This is a genomic window from Cohaesibacter sp. CAU 1516 (genome assembly GCF_005771485.1).
Classification (GTDB): Bacteria; Pseudomonadota; Alphaproteobacteria; order Rhizobiales; family Cohaesibacteraceae; genus Cohaesibacter; species Cohaesibacter intestini.
This window is the reverse complement of record NZ_VANT01000002.1, coordinates 289,947-310,836: the sequence shown is the minus strand read 5'-3', so window position 1 is coordinate 310,836 and position 20,890 is coordinate 289,947. Positions and strand designations below refer to the sequence as shown.

Annotated in this window: 18 protein-coding genes; 9 read left to right on the top strand and 9 right to left on the bottom strand. The window is 56.6% G+C overall.

The window, feature by feature from the left end; genetic code table 11:
- Nucleotides 1-196 precede the first annotated feature (196 nt).
- The 3 genes from gtfA to FDK21_RS08290 form a co-directional block, all read right to left on the bottom strand.
- On the bottom strand, nt 197-1,702 hold the full coding sequence (gene gtfA / locus FDK21_RS08300; RefSeq protein WP_138148158.1) for a sucrose phosphorylase: 1,506 nt from the start codon (nt 1,700-1,702) through the stop codon (nt 197-199).
- A gap of 207 nt (nt 1,703-1,909) precedes the next feature.
- On the bottom strand, nt 1,910-2,725 hold the full coding sequence (locus FDK21_RS08295; protein WP_114008285.1) for a response regulator: 816 nt from the start codon (nt 2,723-2,725) through the stop codon (nt 1,910-1,912).
- Nucleotides 2,726-2,737: 12 nt separating this feature from the next.
- On the bottom strand, nt 2,738-4,318 hold the full coding sequence (locus FDK21_RS08290; protein ID WP_138148157.1) for a PAS-domain containing protein: 1,581 nt from the start codon (nt 4,316-4,318) through the stop codon (nt 2,738-2,740).
- Nucleotides 4,319-4,524: 206 nt separating this feature from the next.
- Here FDK21_RS08290 and FDK21_RS08285 point away from each other — a divergent pair, with 206 nt between their 5' ends.
- Nucleotides 4,525-5,061: a low molecular weight protein-tyrosine-phosphatase gene (locus FDK21_RS08285; protein ID WP_246657526.1), complete on the top strand. Its 537-nt coding sequence runs from the start codon at nt 4,525-4,527 to the stop codon at nt 5,059-5,061.
- A gap of 18 nt (nt 5,062-5,079) precedes the next feature.
- Here the strand turns inward: FDK21_RS08285 and thpR are convergent, their stop codons facing one another.
- The 3 genes from thpR to FDK21_RS08270 all read right to left on the bottom strand — a co-directional run bounded on the left by thpR (nt 5,080) and on the right by FDK21_RS08270 (nt 7,801).
- Nucleotides 5,080-5,616, bottom strand: a complete 537-nt coding sequence (thpR, locus tag FDK21_RS08280) for an RNA 2',3'-cyclic phosphodiesterase (RefSeq protein ID WP_114008632.1) — start codon at nt 5,614-5,616, stop codon at nt 5,080-5,082.
- A 287-nt stretch (nt 5,617-5,903) separates the two neighbouring features.
- Nucleotides 5,904-6,956 (bottom strand): aldo/keto reductase, encoded by a 1,053-nt coding sequence (locus tag FDK21_RS08275; RefSeq protein ID WP_114008634.1) that lies wholly within the window; start codon nt 6,954-6,956, stop codon nt 5,904-5,906.
- Nucleotides 6,957-7,105: 149 nt separating this feature from the next.
- Nucleotides 7,106-7,801 (bottom strand): arylesterase, encoded by a 696-nt coding sequence (locus FDK21_RS08270; protein WP_210238713.1) that lies wholly within the window; start codon nt 7,799-7,801, stop codon nt 7,106-7,108.
- Between the two features lie 127 nt (nt 7,802-7,928).
- Here FDK21_RS08270 and FDK21_RS08265 point away from each other — a divergent pair, with 127 nt between their 5' ends.
- The 3 genes from FDK21_RS08265 (at nt 7,929) to FDK21_RS08255 (ending at nt 12,318) form a co-directional block, all read left to right on the top strand.
- Nucleotides 7,929-8,708: an ABC transporter ATP-binding protein gene (locus FDK21_RS08265; RefSeq protein ID WP_138148156.1), complete on the top strand. Its 780-nt coding sequence runs from the start codon at nt 7,929-7,931 to the stop codon at nt 8,706-8,708.
- Between the two features lie 10 nt (nt 8,709-8,718).
- On the top strand, nt 8,719-11,334 hold the full coding sequence (locus FDK21_RS08260; RefSeq protein WP_246657525.1) for an FtsX-like permease family protein: 2,616 nt from the start codon (nt 8,719-8,721) through the stop codon (nt 11,332-11,334).
- Between the two features lie 228 nt (nt 11,335-11,562).
- Complete coding sequence (locus FDK21_RS08255; protein WP_138148155.1) at nt 11,563-12,318, top strand: Bax inhibitor-1/YccA family protein; 756 nt, start codon at nt 11,563-11,565, stop codon at nt 12,316-12,318.
- A gap of 106 nt (nt 12,319-12,424) precedes the next feature.
- On the opposite strand, the gene FDK21_RS08250 is transcribed toward FDK21_RS08255, so the two are convergent.
- Nucleotides 12,425-12,745 (bottom strand): DUF2794 domain-containing protein, encoded by a 321-nt coding sequence (locus FDK21_RS08250; protein WP_114008637.1) that lies wholly within the window; start codon nt 12,743-12,745, stop codon nt 12,425-12,427.
- Between the two features lie 785 nt (nt 12,746-13,530).
- Here FDK21_RS08250 and htpG point away from each other — a divergent pair.
- The 5 genes from htpG to FDK21_RS08225 all read left to right on the top strand — a co-directional run bounded on the left by htpG (nt 13,531) and on the right by FDK21_RS08225 (nt 19,938).
- Complete coding sequence (htpG, locus tag FDK21_RS08245; RefSeq protein WP_138148154.1) at nt 13,531-15,462, top strand: molecular chaperone HtpG; 1,932 nt, start codon at nt 13,531-13,533, stop codon at nt 15,460-15,462.
- Nucleotides 15,463-15,728: 266 nt separating this feature from the next.
- Nucleotides 15,729-16,628, top strand: coding sequence for a diaminopimelate epimerase (dapF, locus tag FDK21_RS08240; protein WP_138148153.1), 900 nt, complete (start codon nt 15,729-15,731; stop codon nt 16,626-16,628).
- Nucleotides 16,625-17,881 (top strand): tRNA (N(6)-L-threonylcarbamoyladenosine(37)-C(2))-methylthiotransferase MtaB, encoded by a 1,257-nt coding sequence (gene mtaB, locus FDK21_RS08235; protein WP_138148152.1) that lies wholly within the window; start codon nt 16,625-16,627, stop codon nt 17,879-17,881. The genes dapF and mtaB overlap by 4 nt, the downstream gene beginning before the upstream one ends.
- Before the next feature lie 56 nt (nt 17,882-17,937).
- The gene (gene ftsY, locus FDK21_RS08230) at nt 17,938-19,242 is read left to right on the top strand and encodes a signal recognition particle-docking protein FtsY (protein ID WP_138148150.1); all 1,305 of its coding nucleotides are present in this window, start codon (nt 17,938-17,940) and stop codon (nt 19,240-19,242) included.
- Between the two features lie 57 nt (nt 19,243-19,299).
- The gene (locus tag FDK21_RS08225; RefSeq protein WP_138148148.1) at nt 19,300-19,938 is read left to right on the top strand and encodes a septation protein A; all 639 of its coding nucleotides are present in this window, start codon (nt 19,300-19,302) and stop codon (nt 19,936-19,938) included.
- Between the two features lie 79 nt (nt 19,939-20,017).
- On the opposite strand, the gene FDK21_RS08220 is transcribed toward FDK21_RS08225, so the two are convergent.
- Both FDK21_RS08220 and ccmD read right to left on the bottom strand, forming a co-directional pair.
- Nucleotides 20,018-20,680, bottom strand: coding sequence for a DsbE family thiol:disulfide interchange protein (locus FDK21_RS08220; protein ID WP_138148146.1), 663 nt, complete (start codon nt 20,678-20,680; stop codon nt 20,018-20,020).
- Between the two features lie 36 nt (nt 20,681-20,716).
- Nucleotides 20,717-20,881, bottom strand: a complete 165-nt coding sequence (ccmD, locus tag FDK21_RS08215) for a heme exporter protein CcmD (RefSeq protein ID WP_114008294.1) — start codon at nt 20,879-20,881, stop codon at nt 20,717-20,719.
- Nucleotides 20,882-20,890 lie beyond the last annotated feature (9 nt).

The following is a 20,890-nucleotide window of genomic DNA, read 5'->3' as shown; positions in this document are numbered from 1 at the left end:
GGAGGCTTGGAATGGGGTTTGCCGTTTTGGGGTGATCGCGTGGTAAAAAAGGGACAAGGCCAGCCATCCCAACTCGGAAAGCCCCTCAAAAGGGGAGGCTAAACCGGGCTTTGGGTGATTGATGTGTGTTCGTTTCTGAGCGTTTGCCGCCAAACGCGTTGGTCGTCTGCCCGTTTTCTGCCGCAGGCATATTTTCTTATTCGGGGTGAGCCGCGCTTGATCGTCGATCAGGCGCTGTAGGGGCAATGACGAAGGCTCCTTCCACGCCGTTGGCGGTGTGGTGGATATTGGCTTGGAGCGCTGCAAAATCGACACTCAAGGTGGCGCTTGCTGTCTCACTCTTCCAACTCAGCACCAATTTTGAGGCCTCCGGCTGCTCGAGTGAGAAGCTGCCGTCAAAGGCCGGATGGTCATTGCGGAAGCGGATCAAATCGATCAGCGCGGCCACCATCGGGCTGTTCATTGCATCGACGACTTCGCCTTCGGCAAAATAGTGACGATTGATGTCACGCCCGACATTGGTGCGCGCGAGCAGGTCCATGTCATTTTGCGCGCCGAGTAGACCAACATAATAGATCTGCGGAATGCCGGGGGCGAAGAATTGGACAGCGCGGGCGATCAGATAGTCCTGATCGCGGCGACCAAGGGCGTCGAAATAGGTGGAATTGACCTGATAAAGATCGAGATTGGAGGCCGCAGCCCCGGTGGCTTTGAGCGAAGTGCCCCCCGTGCGCTCATGCATGGTTTTGACCAGCTGATCGATGGCGTCTGGTTCAAGCAGGCCGGGGCGACCATCGGACGCCGCGCCGACATCAATCACGCCGATGCCGTCATGGGTATCGAGCACGGTCAGGGCATTGCGTGGGCTGACCTCCAGCCAGTTTGCCAGCGGGTTTGCATCGCCAGTGAAGAGCGCATGAAGCAGCAGCGGTGGCAAGGCAAAATCATAAACCCGGTCGACCTGCTGGGCGATGGCGATCTGATCCTGATAATAGCTGTGGATTTCGACCAGCACTTCCATGTTGCGGGCCTTGGCCTTGTTACTGAGCGCCTCAAGAAAATCATAGGTCTCGGGGATCATGAAGCAGCTGGTGCCCGGTTTCTTGATGGCATAGCCCGCAGCATCAAGTCGGATGGTGGTGACGCCGGAGGCGGCGAATGTGTCGAGAATCCGCTCGAGATAGGCCGCGCCTTTGGCGCTATGGACGTCAATGTCGATCTGGTTGGCGGTGAAGGTGGTCCAAATCAGGCGTTTGGTGCCGTCCTTCAGGGTGATATAGGTGAAGGGCAGGCCGGGACGGGGGCGATAGATTGCCATCAGCTCCTGTTCGGTGGCCCCTTGGGGGAAAACCGATGCATAGCTGAGAAACATCTCCGCATGGTCCGAGGCGTCGCCCTTCTCAACAAAGTCCTGAAAGGCAGCGCCTTCGGCAGAGACGTGATTGACAATCAGGTCGGCCATGATGTCATGGCTTTTCGACAGGCGACGGACATCGTCCCAGGTGCCCAGTCTTGGATCGACGATGGTGTGATCCTTGGGGTCAAAGCCCGCATCCGCCCCGTCATAGGGATCGAAGAAGGGCAACAAATGCACCGTGCCAAACAAACCAGCCAGAGGACCATTGAGTAGCGCGTCGAGATTTGCGACACCGCCACCACTGAGGCGGTCTATATAGGTGATGAGTTGCAGTTTGTTTTTCATGATGTTGCCCACCCTTCAACGTGTTGCAATGTCTTGATGATAAGGCATTTGCAGCCAAGCGTCATGGCTGAGAGCCACAAGGACGCATTTTGTCGGCGCATATGGTTGTTCTGAACGGACCATAGGCCGCGCTGCACCGATGGATCAAGCCCTGCAACGGGCCTTGCATTGATCGGATGGATGGAGCGATGGTCGTGCTTTGGCGATCTATTTGTTCTGCATCGCCGCCATGATGATTTTGAAAATCTTGACCGGCGGGAAGGGGTAATCGATTGTTCGGCCGATACCCAGATCGACCAGAGCCTTTTTGAGATTTTCATCGACCTTGTCGTTGCATAGCAGCACCATCTTGCCACGCCCATGGGTCTTTTTGGTATTGATCAGGCCAGAGAGATAGAAATGCACCACTTTGCTGTAGAGCAGAAAACAGAGATCATTTTCCTCCACCGCATCCTTGCGCTTGGACAGATGCTCTTCCTGAATGAACTCGACCATGCAGCCCACTTCCTTCAAGCCCTGTTCGATCGGGGCGACGTAGGAATGGGACTTGGCTATCAGTGAGACGGACAGAGGCGCATTGTCGCTCTGTTTTTCCTTCAGGGCATTGTAGATGCGCTTCAGGCGTTCCTCGTTGGTGTCGCGGAAGCGGTGCACCTGATTGATGCGCGTACTGATGGTGGCATGCAGCAGGTCATAATCGATGGGTTTGGTAAGATAGTCATCAACGCCCAAGCGCTTGCCGGCCAGAATGTCTTCGCGGGTGGCCTTGGCGGTGAGGAAAATGAACGGCACCTCGTTATGCTGGGGCAGGCGTTCGCGCACCAGTTTGAGGGTGGTCAGGCCATCGATCAGCGGCATCATGATATCGCACAGAATGAGATCGACGGTTTCATGTTTGAGGATTTCAATGGCTTCCTTGCCATTGTGGGCTTTCAGCGTTTCATAGCCTTCATCCTGCAATTCTTCGACGATATCATCGAGCAACAATTCTTCGTCTTCGACGCACAAAATTCTCGTCGTCATTTCTTTTCTCCGTCAGGATACGGCCCGGACCGGGGCAGTGCTTTCATCTTGGTCGTCGATCGCCAGTTTGGCTGGCAGGAAAATCGTGAAGCAGGACCCCTTGCCGACTTCACTCTCGACTTCAATGTGACCATCATGTTCTTTCAGGGCCATCTGCGCGAAGTTGAGGCCGATGCCGGTGCCGGCGATGCCGCTGGAGGTTGAGGCACGGTAGTATTTGTTGAAGATCTTGGACATTTCGCTCTTGGGAATGCCAACGCCCTGATCTGCAACCCGGATTTTCAGATACCGGTCAGTGCGTTCACCCGTTACCGTGATCGGAGCCATCGGTTCGGAATATTTGATGGCGTTCGACAGGATATTGCTGACGCATTGGTCGAGCATATTCTGGTCGAAATGGGCGAATTGTGGCAATGCGTCCAAATCCCAGACAATGTTGCAGTCTTCGCCCATTTCCAGATGGGATATGCACAATTTTTCCAGCGCCCCGCGGAAAGGTTGCCGCTTGGCCTCGACTTTCAGGCCGGTGATTTCATCGGTTGAGAAGTCCATGAAGCGATTGATCAGATATTGCATGCGTTGCACGGAGTCGCGGATATTGCCAATGCGTTCGCGCAGGCGCTCATTGGGAATTTCGCCGATCTTGCGCTGGATACGCTGGGCGTTGCTGTCGATGATGGCCAGCGGTGTCTTGAATTCGTGAGACGCCATCGAGACGAATTCGCGCTGGGTTTCTGACAGGTTGATTTCCTTTTGCAACAATTTGACCAGCTGGTTGGTGTGATCCTGCAGTTTGTGGGTTTGGTCCTTGTAGACCGATACATCAGAAAAGATCGCGATGCGGCCGCCATTGACCGTCGGGGACTGGTTTATGCGATACCAGTTGTCGTCATGCAGTTTGTGCTCACTGCTGCTGAACAGGTTGGTTGCGTCGTCCTCGGATCGCTGGCTTTCAGGAATGCTGAAGCCTTCGATACAGTCGATATGGGAATTCTGCACAAGGTGGCGTTTCAGCGAGGGATACAAATCCTGCATGCGCTTGTTGGCTAGCACCAGATGGTCATTTTCGTCAAAAACGATCAGGCCATCATCAACGGCATCCATGGCATTGACCAGCAGATCACGGTGGTAATTGACTTCGTCGAGACTGTGTTCGAGCTTCATTTCCAGTTCATACTGGGTCGCTTCGAGATTGGCTTCATAAGTGCGCTGATCGGTGATATCACTGTAAATGGTGACGAAACCGGAATGCCCCAATGGAGTGCGCTGCATGCGAATGATGCGCCCGTCCGGTTGTTCGCGCTCGATCTCGATGGGGTTGAATTGGCGTGCGGTTTCCAGCACTTCTTGCGCCAGCTTCTCAGGGTCGCCAGGGCCATAGACGCCCCGTTCGGCCAGATAGCGCAGCAAGAATTCGAGGGATGGGTTTTCCTCAAGTACTTCAATGGGCAGGCCGAGCATGTCGCAAGCCGCCTTGTTGATGAAAACAACTTCCATCTCGTTGCTCACCAGTGACATCCCCTGATGGGCCGATTGCATCAGAAATGAGAGCAGGTGCTTTTCGAGGTCACTGTCACCGATATAGTATGGCATGGTTTTCTCCGTCGCGTACGACGTAAAGTTATAAGAAAATAATTAAGGAAGTAGAAAGTCAAATGGTAAACAAGCCGTGGCTTCTGGCTGGAAGCACATGATATTTATTCGGTTTTTCAATTAAATATTGGTGAGTTACCTATACCAGCCTTGCGGGCTGTTGCGGTGATGCCTGTTGAAGTCTAGATTAAATTGCATCGATCCTGATGTCGCGATCCATTGGTGGTCGGGACAGACCACCAAAAGCGGGGCTGACCAGTATGGCGCGAGGCATCCAATCCATTCTCTTTGTCTGCTTGGGCAATATCTGCCGCTCGCCGTTGGCGGAAGGGGTGATGCGTCACAAGCTGCAGTTGGCGGGATTGGGGGAGCAGGTCCGGCTGGACAGTTGTGGCACCGGACCTTGGCATGTGGGCAACCCGCCAGACCGACGCTCGGTGGGCATTGCCCGTCAGCATGGTATCGCGATGGATGATTTGCGGGCGCGCAAAGTGCGGCGACAGGATTTTTATGAGTTCGAGCTGATTTTGGCGATGGACCGGGACAATCTGGCCGATCTGCAGGCTATCCAACCGCGGGACGGCATCGCGGAGCTGGCGCTCTATCTAGATTATTGCGAGGTCGCGGATGATCTGGGCTTTGATGAGGTGCCTGACCCCTATTATGGGGGCGATCGTGGTTTTGGTGCGGTTTATGCGATGATCGACCGGGCAAGCAACTTTCTCGTCGCTCGCTGTCGTTGAACGTTCTTCCGCAGGACCCTACAATAGATCGAAGCTTTCCTCGACCACATAAGGCCCGCCGCCAATGCTGTCTTTGGCAGAATAGAGCACAAAGCGCGGCACACTGAATTGTTCGGTGCGGAAATTGCCCCGCATGGCCAGATAATTGGCCACGTCGATCGCTTCGGCATTCTTGTTCAGGCGGGCGAGGGTGACATGCGGCGTATAATCGTGTTTGTCCGGCTTCAGGCCGATCTTGTTCATCCGCTGCTCCAGTTCGCGATGGAGCAGATAGAGATCTTCACTATTCTGCACCGCTGCAAAGACCGAGTGAGGTTTCTTTGATCCAAAGGCACCAAAGCCTCTGAGGGACAGATCAAATTCAGGATATTGGATTTGCGACATCTCGAAGACAATTTCATTGGCGAGCGCATAGTCAACATCGCCCATGAAACGCAGTGTGATGTGATAGTTGGATTGGTCCACCCAGCGGGCACCATACAGGCCGCCCTTTTGCAAGGACAGCAGATTGCTGATGGAAGGGGGGATTTCCAAACCGGCAAACAAGCGTGGCATCATTTCGCTCCCGTGCAGGATGTGGGGGCACGACGTCTGTGTCGGCGTGGCCAAAAAGCCGTGTTCCAGACGAAATGATCGGCACATGAGCGTTTGATAGTCTGATGCAAATGCCGGTGCGAATCACTTCAGATCTGTCACGCAATGAGAATAGCTCAAAATATGTGACGTTGCCTTAAAAGCTTGCCTGATCATCCATCAACCATATGAGGCAGTGGAGAAAAGTAAAGGGCCGCCAGCCTTGTGGCAGGGCGACCCTTGTTGGTTTCTGCGATTTTTTTGCTTGCTTATGGGCACGGGTTGGCGTGGACCATATGGACTGCATTGATGGCGGCTTCCATCTCTTCGGTCACCACCATGTCATGGGCGGCAATGTCGATTTTGAGCTGCTCAAGGGTGGTGGCGCCAAGGATCGTGGAGGTAACAAAGGGGCGCGAGGTGGCAAAGGCGATGGACAATTGTGCGATGTCGACATTGAAGTCCTCAGCCACTTTGAGATAGCCGCGAATGGCCGGGTCTGCTCCCGGTGTGGTGTAGCGGTGCTGGCGGTCAAACAGGGTGGCACGCGCGCCATGTGGGCGTTTTCCGTCAAGATACTTGCCGGTGATGAAACCCTGTCCGAGCACGGAATAAGGCAGCAGGCCGACATTCTCGCGCATGGCGATTTCGGCCATGTTGACCTCGAAGGTCCGGTTCAGCAGGCTATAGGCATTCTGGACGGATACAACGCGTGGCCCCTTGCCGGCATCGGCTTCCGAGACGAAGCGCATGGTGCCCCAGCCGCTCTCGTTGGACAGGCCAAGATGACGGATCTTGCCCGCCTTGACCAGATCATTCATCACATCGAGAATCTCGGCGATGGAATTTTCGTCTTCTGCCTGCCGCGGGTGGGCATAGATGATCGGGTTGGCGCCAAACTGGGTGACATTGCGATCAGGCCAATGGATCTGGTAGAGGTCGATATAGTCGGTTTTCAGGCGTTTGAGACTGGCATTGACCGCTTCGTTGATCTGGGCGCGGTTCAGCTGACCGGGGGACCCATCCTTGCGAAACCATGTCATGCCGCTGCGACCTATGACCTTGGAGGCAATGATCAACTCGTCGCGGTTGCCCTTTTCGTGCAGCCAGTTGCCGATGATTTCTTCGGTCCGGCCCTGGGTTTCCGGCTTGGGCGGAATGGCATATAGCTCTGCTGTGTCAAAGAAGTTGATGCCGTTTTCGGTGGCATAATCCATTTGCTCGAAGGCTTCGGCCTGGGTGTTTTGTTCACCCCATGTCATGGTGCCAAGGCACAGACTACTGACTTCCAGGTCGGTGCGACCGAGTTTTCTCATTTCCATGGTGAGATCCAATTCAATTTCTGGCGAACGGGTCCGTATTGCCGGACCGTCGGGAGGGCTGGTGTCTGTCTCGCAAAAACAGGCGGGGGCTGGTGCGGGACATGCAATGAACGAAAAAGAAGGGTGGCAGGGAGCGAAATTGCCCCTGATCAGTTAAGGTCTTTTACTATGTCAAGGAGGAAAGGTGCAACATTGCTGACGATGATTTCAATGCCTTGGGGATTGGGGTGGATGCCATCTGCCAGATTGAGGGAGGGATCACCGGCAACGCCTTCAAGGAAAAAGGGTAGCAAGGGCACGTTCATTTCCTCGGCGAGTGCCGGATAGATTGCGTCAAAGGCAGAGACATATGTCTGCCCCATATTGGGGGGGGCTTTCATGCCCATTAGCGCGACCTTGGCACCCTTGGCACGGAATTTTTCGATCATGGCGGCGAGATTGGCCTTGGTCTTGTCAACCGGCAGACCCTGCAAAGCGTCGTTGGCACCCAGTTCCAGCACCACCAGATCGATCCCGTCAGGGGTTGACCAGTCAAGGCGCGACAGACCGTTGGCGCTGGTGTCGCCAGAGACCGCCGCATTGATCACCTCGACGTTCAATCCCTGCTCGGTGAGACTTTTCTGCAACTGATCGGTGAAGCCCTTGCCAGCGGGCAGCTGGTAGCCTGCGGACAGACTGTCGCCAAAGGCCAGAATGCGCATAGGTTCGGCAGCGTGCAGGCGGGTGAGTGTCACGAAAAGCAGGAGCAAAAGAAAACTGCCAGCCATCGCCAGCCGTAGAAGCGGGGTCAGATCACGGGTGGCTGCCTGCGACTGGGGTCTTTGGTCTTGTGGGGTTTTGGGCATAAAGGGTCTCATAAGGTGACAAAGGCGTGATTGTTGAATCTGATTTTCGACTTCCCATATAAGGGAAACTATTCAGTTTACGTAGCTGTCCTGCGCGACAGATCAAGGCTCGCCCTTAATATAGGATATGATCAACGTGACTTCATCCTCCCCTGTTGCCCTTTCCGACCAGCCTGACGCCTCCCGACCACACAGTGACCTCGATCCTGTCATCATCTCCCTGCATGACGTTTATCTCAGTCTCGGCGCGGGTCATTCGCGGGTCGATATCCTGCGCGGCATCGAGCTTGAAATTGCGCGCGGTCAGTCGGTGGGGCTGGTTGGGCCGTCCGGCTCTGGCAAATCGACCCTTTTGATGGTGATGGCCGGGCTGGAGCAGGCCGACAAGGGCAAGGTGCTGGTCGATGGCAGCGACATGTCGGCGATGGATGAAGATACGCTGGCACGGTTTCGCGGGGCGGAGATTGGCATCATTTTCCAGTCCTTCCATCTGGTGCCGACCATGACTGCGCTTGAAAATACTGCCATTCCGCTGGAACTGGCCGGGCGCAGCGACGCCTATGATGTGGCGAAAGCCGAGTTGGAAGCGGTTGGTCTTGGGCCGCGTATTCATCATTATCCGGCTGAAATGTCCGGTGGAGAGCAACAAAGGGTGGCGATTGCCCGGGCGTTGGCGCCTCGGCCCGCGATCCTGATTGCCGATGAGCCAACGGGCAATCTGGATGCCGAGACTGGCAAGGAAATTTCCGATCTGATGTTCCGGCTGCATAAAGAACGCGGCATGACCCTGATGCTTGTGACCCATGACCCCAATCTGGCGGATCGCTGCGAGCGAGTGGTGCGGCTGAGATCCGGCCAACTGGTTGAAGACGACCATGAACAGGCCAGTGGTGCGGTAGCAGGTTAGGGGTTGCGGAATGGATCAAATGGTTGCCAAAGCCTCCGGGGCTGAAACCGGACCGCCTCATGCAGGCCCAAGCCTGCCTGCGCGTGGCTGGATGGCGTGGATGAAGCTTGCCTTCCGCTTCGCCTTTCGCGAAATGCGCGGCGGTCTTGCGGGATTTTACATTTTTCTGGCCTGTATTGCCCTCGGGGTCGCTGCCATTGGTGCGGTTGGCTCGGCGTCACGCACCTTGACCGGCGGTCTTGAAGAGCAGGGGCGGGTGATTCTGGGGGGCGATCTGTCGCTCTCGGCGATCCATACGCGGGTTGATGACGAGCAACGGGCGTTTCTGAGCCAGTTTGGCCGCTTTGGTGAAGTGGCCACCTTACGCGCTATGGCCAGCACGGAAGATCAATCCGAGCAGATGCTGGTCGAGATCAAGGCGGTGGACGATGCCTATCCGATGGTTGGCACGCTGGAAACCGCTCAAGGCAAGGGGCTTGAGACAGGCCTGTTGCTGGCTGATCCCTTGTTGCTTGATCGGCTCGGGCTGAAGGTTGGCGATCCGTTGATGGTTGGCGTCAAGCGCTTCATCATTGGCGATGTGATCACGAGCGAGCCGGATGCGCTGGCCACCGGGCTGGCGCTCGGGCCGCGTCTGTTGATGTCGCTTGAGGATCTGAGTGAGACCGATCTGGTGCAGCCCGGTGCGATTGTCCGCTGGACGGGCCGCGTGGCGATGGATGGGGCTCCGACCATCTCCGAGATTCAGGCTGTCGAGGCCGAGATCAAGGAGACTTATCCGGACAATGGCTGGCGGATTCGCTCGCGGGCAGAGGCTGCGCGCGGGCTGAAACGCAACATTGATCGCTTTGCCTCCTTCCTTGTGTTGGTGGGGTTGGCATCACTGATTACGGGTGGTGTCGGCATTGCCAATGCGGTGCATGCCTTCATCCAGTCGCGGCAAAATACCATTGCCAGTTATAAATGCCTCGGGGCGCCGAGTTGGCTGATCGTCGCCATTTATCTGGCGCAGATCCTGATGATTGCGCTGATCGGCATTGCCATCGGGCTGAGCTTTGCTGCCTTGGTGCCCTATATCATGACGCTGGTGGTGCCGGACAATCTGCCGCTGTCCTCTGCCCTGTGGCATCCTGAGGAACTGGGGCTTGCGGCCCTGTTCGGGCTGCTGGCAGCATTGCTTTTCTCCATTCGGCCCCTGCTCAGGGCCCGCGCCATTCCGGCCACCGCTCTGTTTCGCGATCAGATTGCCCCGGTACGCTATCATGCCAGCCGTGTGGACTGGCTGATTACGCTGGGGCTTGGGGCTTTGCTGGTGGGGTTGGTTTTGGCCACCGCCAAGGTGACCATGGTTGCGGTCGGGTTTCTGATCGGCATGGTGATCGTTTTTGCGCTGCTGCGACTGATTGCCTATGCCATCATGCAAGGGGCCAAGCGGCTGCCGCGCATCCGGCGGGTGGTGCCGCGTCTGGCGATTGCCAATCTGCATCGCCCCGGGGCGCTGACCCCGTCGGTGGCTTTGTCCTTGGGGCTTGGTCTTAGCCTTCTGGTGACCTTGGTGCTGATCGATCTCAATTTGCAGAATCAGTTGACCGGAAACTTGCAGGAAAAAGCGCCGAACTTCTTCTTCGTCAATATCCAGAATAACGAGGTTGAACGCTTCGAGGCGCGGCTTGACGCCCTTGCCCCCAATGGCGAGAGGGAGCGGGTGCCGATGCTGCGTGGCCGGCTGACAGAGCTGAAGGGCATTCCGTCCAGTGAGTATGACGCGCCGGACGGGGCAAGGTGGGTGTTGCGCGGTGATCGTGGCATCACCTATTCGGCCGACTTGCCGGACAATTCCACCCTGATGGAAGGGGACTGGTGGCCAGCAGACTATGCGGGCAAGCCCTTGGTCTCGTTCGATTATGAATTGGCCAATGAGCTGGGACTGGCGATTGGTGACAGCCTGTCGGTCAATGTGTTGGGGCGGACCATTTCTGCCGAAATCAGTAATTTGCGGCAGGTGGAATGGCAATCGATGGCGATCAATTTCGTCATGGTCTTCTCGCCCAACACCTTTGCGGGTGCGCCGCATGCCCATTTGGCGACCCTGTCCCTCAACGGCGAGGGGGAGCAGGCACCCGATGCGGTTCGTGCGCAGGAAGCGGAGGTGATGAAAGCCGTCATCAAGGAATTTCCGACGGTCACCACGGTGCGGGTCGGGGAGGCGCTGGATCGGGTCAATGATCTGGTGCGGCAATTGGCTTGGGGCATGCGGGCTGCATCCTCACTGGCGATCCTTGCCTCCATTCTGGTGCTGGCCGGTGCTTTGGCGGCGGGTCAGCGAGAGCGGATTTATGATGCGGTGATCCTCAAAACGCTGGGGGCCAGCCGTCGGCAGGTTCTCTCGGCCTATAGCCTTGAATATGGCCTTCTGGGCCTGATCACGGCTCTGTTCGCCCTTGGCATCGGCCATGGTGCGGCCTATTTGGTGCTAACGCAGGTGATGGACATGCCTTTCACCTTCCAGCCGATGGCGGCTGTGGTCGCTGTGCTGCTGGCAATGGTGGCAACCGTGGTGCTGGGATTGCTCGGCACATGGTCGAGCCTCAACAAAAAACCCGCCCGGATCCTCAGGGCTGGTTAACAAAAGCTTACACTTCCGGCTGGGTGCGAGGATGAGATTAAATTCTCGTAACCTTTTGACGTGAATCGCGAACTGGTCCGAAAAAGGGCTTGAGCTTGGTGCCAAAGCCTACCATATAATGGCCATATGTCGTTTGAAGGAACGAAGATGGCTTCGCTCGTCCCTTTGTCGGTAGACCCGGCGAGCCGCCAGACCGTGATATAACTTTCGAGTTTTTGAGGAGAAACCATGTCGAATGATTTCCGTCAGAGCGCACATCTAAGCGGCCGCGCCGCCGAGATGGCTCAGATTGATCAGGGCCTGCGCAGCTACATGCTCAAGGTCTATAACTATATGGCCATCGCACTGGGTGTGACTGGTCTTCTGGCTTATGTCACCTATTCGATGGCGTTCGGCGTCGTTGATGGCAAGGTGATTGGCTATACCCAGCTGGGCGCAACCCTGTTTGCCAGCCCGCTGAAATGGGTCATCATGTTCGCGCCTTTCGCGATGGTGATGTTCCTGAGCTTCCGTATTCAGAAAATGAGCGCTGGCACCGCACAGATGGTCTTCTGGGTCTATGCCGCGCTGATGGGCGTGTCTCTTGCTTCGATCTTTGCGGTCTTCACCGCTCAGTCGATCACTCAGGTCTTCTTCATTACCGCCGCTGCTTTTGCTGGTCTGAGCCTCTATGGCTACACCACCACCAAGAGCTTGTCCGGTATGGGTAGCTTCTTGATGATGGGCCTGATCGGCATCGTGATCGCTTCCATCGTCAATATCTTCCTTGGCTCCAACGCTCTGCAGTTCGCCATCTCCGTGATCGGTGTTCTGGTCTTTGCCGGTCTGACCGCTTATGACACTCAGCAGATCAAGGAAATGTATTTCGAAGGCGACAGCGCTGATACCGCAGGTAAGAAAGCCATTATGGGCGCTCTGCGTCTGTATCTGGACTTCATCAACCTGTTCCTGATGCTGCTGCAGCTGTTTGGCAACCGCGAATAGGCGCTTGCTGCATCAAGCCAGATGCCACAAGATATCAGAAAAGCCGCTCCCATTCGGGGCGGCTTTTTGCATAGGATCTTTTGCATCAGGATGACGAGTCGACCGGTCACTTTTCGACCAACTTCATCAGTTTCTGATTGAGCAATGCAAGAATTGGGCGCAGATCGTGGCCTCGTTTGAGGATCTGGCCCTGTTGCGAGACGAGGGAGAAGGCGCCTTGTTTGCGGGCCAGTTTGGGATGTTTCTCGATGCGATAAAGCGGCATTTCACTGGTGCGGCGGAAAATGGAGAATATGGCTCGGTCCTTCAGGGTGTCGATGGCATAATCGCGCATTTCTCCGGCGGCGACCATACGGCCATAGACATTGAGGATTGCCATCAGTTCAACCCGGTTGAAGCAGATCTGCGGTGGGGCTGACGGGGCCATTTGGGAATGGCCAATCACCGTGGCGGGTCTCTGCTCCGCCGGTCGCGTCACACTTTCATCACTGTTATCGAGCAATCGATCCTCCTTGCCGGTTTGCGGCCTCAAATCATGGTTCCGTCCCTGTCGTGTGCATTCTTTCTATATAGGGTCTGTCGGGTGATGTTTCATGATTGCCGCAAAAAAGCAGCTTGGCAAGAGGCTGCAGGTGCAGGCCTTGGGCAAGGCTTAGGGGCGCGGCGGCAGGCTAGTCGAAGCACAGCCATGCAATCGGACAAATAGGAAGATTACAGAATTTTCATAATGCATTGATTTTCATGCGAAAATCACAAAATTGCCTTATTTCAGCCCTTGGAAAACCATCACCTCCCCCCAATATAAGACCTGTTGTCACGCGGCGATTTGCAAATGTGAGCCTCTGCCCCCTTTTGATGAGCATTTGCAAAGACCCGTCTCAGTCTCTTCGGTTCGACCAAAATCGCGGGAGGCATCAGCAGCATCGGGTTCGATCGGCTTGTCAGGAAATTGGCCGATCACACAGGCCGCGTTTCAACATCCCAACAGCTCCTTATCGGGGTGCCTCACGGCATCCCGTTTTTTTGTGCCGTTTGCGGCCTTGCCCCATCTTGAAAGCGTTGGTCGGGGTTGCTAGATGCTGTGTCAAACCTCCCCACGTCATGCTTGCCTATGGTGGTCTCTTCGGGATCACGGTCGAGGGATGTGGGGAGATGCATGAGGACCGAGCCGACTTTGGCTCAATATGATTGGAAAACAGGAAGGATCTGACCATGTCTGACCAAGACACCCAGACAGCAGCCGAAACAGAGACCCATTCCTTCGAGGCCGAGGTCTCCCGTTTGCTTCACTTGATGGTTCATGCGGTTTATTCCAACAAGGAAATTTTTCTGCGTGAGCTGATCTCGAACGCAGCGGATGCCTGCGAGAAACTGCGCCATGAGGCGCTGACCAATGGCGATCTCGTCAAGGATGACCCGGATTTCAAGATCACCTTGTCTTCTGATGGCGAGGCGGGCACGTTGACGGTTGCCGACAATGGCATAGGCATGAGCAAGGCCGAGCTAATTGACAATCTGGGCACCATCGCCCGCTCGGGCACCCGCGCCTTTCTCGATCAGTTGGCCAGTGGCGACGACGGGTCTGCGCTGATCGGTCAGTTCGGGATTGGCTTTTATTCTGCCTTCATGGTGGCCGACAAGGTTGAGGTTGTCTCCCGTCGGGCTGGGGACGCGGAGGCCTGGCGCTGGATTTCCGACGGTGAAGGGTCTTATGAGATTGCGCCGGCCAATGAGGAAGACAGCCTGCCGCGCGGCACCAAGATCGTGCTGCATTTGAAAGAGGATGAGAAGAGCTTTGCCGATGCGGTGTCGATCCGACGGATCGTGCGGGATTACTCCGCTCACGTACCGGTGCCGATCCGTCTGATGCGGATCGATGAGGAAACCAGTGCGCTGGAAGAGGAAGAGCTGACCGATGGGTCTGCGCTCTGGACCAAGGCGAAGTCGGAGATCACCGACGAGCAATATAAAGAATTCTATCAATATAGCTCCGGGCAGTTTGATGATCCGGCCCTGACGATCCATTATCGCGCCGAGGGCCGCACCGAATATAATGTGTTGGCCTTCGTGCCTGAGCATAAACCGTTCGATCTGTTCGATCCGAACCGCAAGGGCCGCATCAAGCTCTATGTTCGCCGGGTCTTCATCACCGACGATGCCGAGATCCTGCCAGCCTATTTGCGTTTCGTGCGCGGGATTGTCGACAGCGAGGATATCCCGCTCAACATTTCACGCGAGATGTTACAGGACAATCCGATCCTCAGCGCCATTTCCAAGGGTGTGACCAACCGCATCCTGTCCGAGCTGGAAAAGGTGGCCAAGAAAGATGCGGAGAAATTTGCCTCCCTGTGGCAGGCTTTTGGCGCGGTGATCAAGGAAGGGCTTTATGAAGATCCCGAGCGCCGCGACCAGTTGTTCAAGCTGGTGCGCTTTGACACCACCAAGGGCGAGAGCCGGACCTTGGCAGACTATATCGAGGGGCTGAAAGAGAACCAGACCGCGATCTATTATGCGCTTGGCGATAGCAAGGAGGCCATTTTGGCCAGCCCGCAGCTCGAAGGCTATCAGGCGCGCGACGTGGAAGTGTTGTTGCTGAGCGATGCGGTCGATGCCTTCTGGGTGCAGACTGCTTTGGGCTATGAAGGCAAGGGCTTCAAGTCGATCTCGCAAGGGGCTGAGGATCTTGATGCCATCGCCAAACCGGCCAAGGAAGGCAACGAGGACGACAAGAAGGATGAAGAGGAAGAGGCCAAGGATAAGGGTGCCGTTGCGGCTCTGGTGGCCTTCGTCAAGGAGACCCTTGGGGAGGCCGTGTCCGATGTGCGGGTTTCCTCGCGTCTGGCTACCAGCCCGGTCTGTATCGTTGCGCCGGACTTTGGCCCGGATCGTCGGTTCGAGAAGCTGATGCGTGGCCAGCAGGGCGCGCAGCCGGGCTTGCAGCCGATTTTGGAGGTCAACCCGGACCACGGGCTGATCCTGTCGCTGGCCAAGCAGCTCGAAGCCGCCTCCGACAAGGCGACGCTGGCGGATGGAGCGCATTTGCTGCTTGATCAGGCCTTGATCCTTGACGGCGAACATCCGGCCAATCCGGCGGACTTCGCCCAGCGTCTGTCAAAGGTGATGCTAGCGGGCCTCAACGGCTGAGCAGAAAGTCAGTTGGGCGGCGATTGTCGGCCTGAAATGAACGCATAAAACCGCGCGAGCATCTGCCTTGTGCGGTTTTTGTTGTATTTATGCCAATCTGAGCCCCTTCGGGAGGGAGCTTTGCATTGTTTGGGGTGGTAATTTGCCGCGCTTTTCGCCATATAGGGGGCTATTCAGCCGCCGAAAGTGCGTATGCCTTGTCGGCTTGACAATTTTACATCCTTTCACACCCCTCAACAGTATCTTATCAAGGAACGGCTTCCCCTATGGCCACTCGTCTGCAGTTTCTGAAAATGAACGGTCTTGGCAACGCATTCATCGTGATTGATGCGCGAAAGACCAAGCCCCAATTGGGGCCGGAACCTGTGCGTGCGCTTGCCGATCCGGCAACCGGCCCGGGATGCGATCAGTTCATCACGCTGGAAACCTCGCCCGATGGAGCCGATGTCTTCATGCGCATTCACAATGCGGATGGTGGTGAGGTCGAAGCCTGTGGCAATGCCACGCGCTGTATCGGCCGTTTGCTAATGGAAGAAACGGGCAAGGCCCAAGTTTCGGTTCAGACCGTTGTTGGCCATTTGCTGGCTCGTGGGGCAGGGGCACCCGACATGGTGAGTGTCGATATGGGCGTGCCGAAGTTCGGTTGGCAGGATATCCCTCTGGCCGAACCGTTTGAGGATACGCGCGCGATCGAGTTGCAGGTCGGACCGATTGACGCGCCGGTTCTGCACAGCCCTTCGGTGGTCAATGTGGGCAATCCCCATGCGATCTTCTGGGTCGACAAGGATGTCGAAAGCTATGGTCTCGAACGGGTGGGGCCGCTGCTCGAAAACCACATGATCTTTCCCGAGCGGGCCAATATTTCGCTGGCCCAGGTGCATGATCGCGGCGCATTGACCCTCAAAGTCTGGGAGCGCGGCGTCGGGCTGACCAATGCCTGTGGCACAGCGGCCTGTGCGGCCGGGGTTGCTGCCTTTCGCAATCGGCTGACCGACCGCAAGGTGTTGGTGCATTTGCCCGGTGGCGATCTGACCATCGAATGGCGTGAGGCAGACGATCACATCCTGATGACCGGCAGCACCGAGCTGGAATATGTCGGTGAGATTGATCTTGATGATCTGAGTTGGCGCAAGCTCGGCGTGGATGCGCAGGAGAATGCCGGATGAGCATCAAGGTTTTGACCTTCGGGTGCCGCCTCAACAGCTATGAATCCGAAGTGATGAAGCAGCAGGCAACCGAAGCGGGACTCGATAACGCCATATTGGTCAATACCTGTGCGGTGACCAATGAGGCCGTGCGACAGGCCCGTCAGCAGATCCGCCGTGCCAAGCGCGACAATCCCAACGCCCGGATCATCGTCACAGGCTGTGCTGCGCAGACTGAGAGCGAACGCTTTGCCTCGATGGAGGAAGTGGATCTGGTGCTCGGCAATGACGACAAGCTGAAATCGGAAAGTTACAAGTCGGTGCCTGATTTCGGCGTGCCGATGGCCGAGAAAATCCGGGTCAATGATATTATGAGTGTGCGGGAAACCGCGCTTCATTTGATTGACGGGCTGGAAGGGCGCGCCCGCGCCTTCGTCCAGATTCAGAATGGCTGCGATCATCGCTGCACCTTCTGCATCATTCCCTTTGGTCGGGGCAACAGCCGCTCGGTGGCGATGGGACCGGTGGTCGATCAGATCGCCAAATTGGTCGATAATGGCTATCGGGAAGTGGTGCTGACCGGGGTGGATATCACCTCCTATGGAGCCGATCTGCCCGGTGAGCCAAAATTGGGTGCGCTGGTCAAATCGATCCTCAAGCATGTGCCTTCTCTTGAGCGCTTGCGGATTTCGTCGATCGACTCGGTCGAGGCCGATCCGGATTTGATGGATTGCATTGCCAATGAAGCGCGCTTGATGCCACACTTGCATCTGTCTTTGCAATCGGGGGACAATATGATCCTCAAGCGGATGAAACGCCGCCATGACAGGGATCATTCGATTGCCTTTTGCAAAGAGGTGCGGGCCTTGCGGCCAGATATGGTGTTTGGCGCGGATATCATCGTTGGCTTTCCAACCGAGACCGAGGATATGTTCCAGCGCAGCCTTGATATTGTCGAGGAATGCGATCTGACCCATTTGCATGTCTTCCCTTTTTCGGCGCGACCCGGTACACCTGCAGCGCGGATGCCTGCGGTGAAAGGCCCTGTCATCCGTGAGCGGGCCCAGCGTCTGCGAGAGGCGGGCGAGGCCGCGTTGCAGCGGCATTTGCAGAGCCAGATTGGACGGGAGGTGCAGTTGCTGGTCGAGCGCAACGGTTTGGCGCGGACCGAGCAATTCACCCTGACGGAGATTGATTTTGGTGAGCCGGGGGAGATTGTTCCTGCCCGGATCGTCGATGCGACCCATCGCCATTTGCTGGCCGTCGGGATTTAAAGATTTGATGGCCCGGTCCGAAGGCCGGTGCCCGAAGTGACAAAAGGAGTGGGAGCATGGCCAAACAAGGACGTCTTTCCCGTTTTCTGTTCGGGTCTTATGACAAGGCCCCAGATGAGACGGCACCCGATGCGACCCCCGAAGAAGAGGCTGTAAAGGACACTGCGAAGGAGATTGCCTCCGACGCGCCGGGTGCATCTGAAGCGCCTGGAGGTGATGCATCCGCCAAGGATGCTGCCGAAGCGGTCAATGTTGAAGCGGAGTTGATTGCGGACGCGCCTCAGCCGGACATGCCGGGCGATGAGACGCTTGAGCCTTCCGAACAGGATTCTGGGGAAGGTTCTGGGGCGGATCCTGTTGCCGAGCCCATCGCAGAGGCTCCCATCGCCGTTGAGGCGACCCTTGCCGAACCTGAGCCTAAATCTGAAACTGAGCCGAAACGGTCCTGGTTTGATCGCCTGAAGCAAGGGCTTTCACGCTCATCCGGAGCGCTTGGAGAAGGGATCAGCGCCATTTTCACCAAGCGCAAGCTGGATGATGATACGCTGCAGGATCTTGAAGACATTCTCATTCAGGCCGACCTCGGGGTGGAAACCGCGATGGCGATCACCGACCGCCTGTCGGATGGTCGCTACAATAAGGAAGTGAGCGACGACGAGGTGAAGGCCATTCTGTCCGAGGAGGTGGATGCGGTCCTGCGTCCGGTCGCCCAGCCTATGGTGGTGACCAAGCCTGAAAGTGGCCCGCATGTGATCCTGATGATCGGCGTGAATGGGGCAGGCAAGACCACGACCATCGGCAAGCTGGCCCAAAAGCTCGGCGATGAAGGCAAGAAGGTCATGCTGGCGGCAGGCGATACCTTCCGCGCGGCGGCCATTGACCAGCTAAAAATCTGGGGTGAACGCACCGGCTGTCCGGTGATTGCCCGCGAGGTTGGCGCTGATGCGGCAGGCCTTGCCTATGATGCGATGGACGAGGCCAAGGCCGCCGGGATGGATGTGTTGATGATCGACACGGCTGGACGGCTGCAAAACCGAACCGAGCTGATGGATGAGTTGCAGAAGATCGTCCGGGTGATCAAGAAGCATGATGCGCAGGCGCCGCATTCGGTCCTGCTGGTGCTGGATGCGACCACGGGACAGAATGCGCTCAATCAGGTGGAAGTCTTTACGAAAATGGCCGGTGTGACCGGTCTGGTGATGACCAAGCTGGATGGCACCGCGCGTGGCGGCATTCTGGTGGCCATTTCCGCCAAGCATAAAGTGCCGGTGCATTTCATCGGTGTCGGGGAAGGGGTCGACGACCTCGAACCGTTTGAGAGTGGCGACTTTGCCCGCGCGATCGCCGGTCTTGCAGGGTGATCGGGCCTGACGGGTCACAAAACAGAACCAAACCAGCCAAGTGAGCGAATAAGAGTTATGGATCAGTCAGACAAACCCGAAAACAATCTGCCCGCCGAACAGGCCGATAGTGGCCAGCTTTTGAAGCTGGCGCTGGAACTTGGGCCACTGATCGTCTTTTTCTTTGCCAATGCCCGCGGTCAGGCTATCGCTGATTGGCTGGGGATCGGGCTGGAACCAATTTTCCTTGCCACGGCTGCCTTCATGGTTGCGACCATCCTGTCTCTGGCCGTGTCGCGCTTGAAGTTCGGCAAACTGCCGGTGATGCCGATGGTGTCCGGGGTGGTGGTGTTCGTCTTTGGTGGGCTGACGCTCTATTTGCATGACGATACCTTCATCAAGATGAAGCCGACCATCGTCAACACCCTGTTCGGCACCGTGCTGCTGGTGGGCTTGCTGTTTGGCAAGAGCCTGCTTGGCTATGTGTTTGACTCGGTCTTTCAGCTCAATGCCGAAGGCTGGCGGATCCTGACCCGTCGCTGGGGAGTGTTTTTCTTCTTTCTGGCGATTGTCAATGAAGTGGTCTGGCGCAATTTCTCGACCGATATGTGGATTAACTTCAAGGTCTTCGGGGTGATGCCGATCACCATGATTTTCGGGGCTTTCCAAATGCCTTTGCTGACCCGCTATGCGCCCGATGAGAGCAAACCGTCCTGAGGCGCTAGCACATTTTGATCAAAGAAAAAGGGCCCGTATGGGCCCTTTGTGTTTTTACCATCAGAGGCTCAGCGCGCCATCATTGCTCGGCCAGAATGGCCTCGAGCTTTGGCATGAAGCTTTCAGCCACAGAGCGCGGTGTCAGGGCCCCGATATGTTTGTGGCGGATGACACCCTTGGTGTCGACAATGAAAGTTTCTGGGGCGCCATAGACGCCCCAATCGATGCCTGTGCGGCCGGAAAGATCCATGCCGACGGCGTCGAACGGATTGCCGTGGTTGCTCAGGAACCGGGCGGAGTTGGCCGGTTCATCCTTATAGGCCAGCCCCACCAGCTCAAAGCGTGGGTCTTGGGTCAGATCGAGCAGAATCGGGTGCTCGTCGCGGCAGGTTGGGCACCAGGAGGCCCAGACATTGACAACCGAGACCTTGCCCAGAAGGTCGGCGGTTTTGAAGCCCGGTAGCTCACCCTGATCTGGACGGACGATCCCGAACTTGGCATCCAATGCTGGCAAGTCAAAATCCGGGGCTGGCTTGTTGATCAGGACCGAGGGGACTTCATTGGGATTGTTGCCGAATTTCATCTGGTAGGCGAACAGGCCCGCCATGCCGACGAAAATGATCAGTGGCAACAGGATCAGCAAATTGATGCCGCCCTTCTTGTCTGGGTCCAACTCTGTTGTGTCTGGCGCTTTGGCCTTTTCGGGTCGGGCCTGTTTGGGAATGTCTGGTTTGTCACTCATGGCTGTCGCCTTGATCGCATAATGGGAGGATAGGGTCTAGGCTCGGCGAGCGGACCGGCGTTTGATGCCGCGTGCTTCCAGTTCCGCTAGAGCCTTCGCCTGCGTGCGGCCATCGATGATGACCCAGAGAATCAGCAGGCTTATGGTGGCAAGGGTGACGCCGTAAGAGGCGATGATGAAACCTGCATAATTGCCAAACATGCTGTCTGT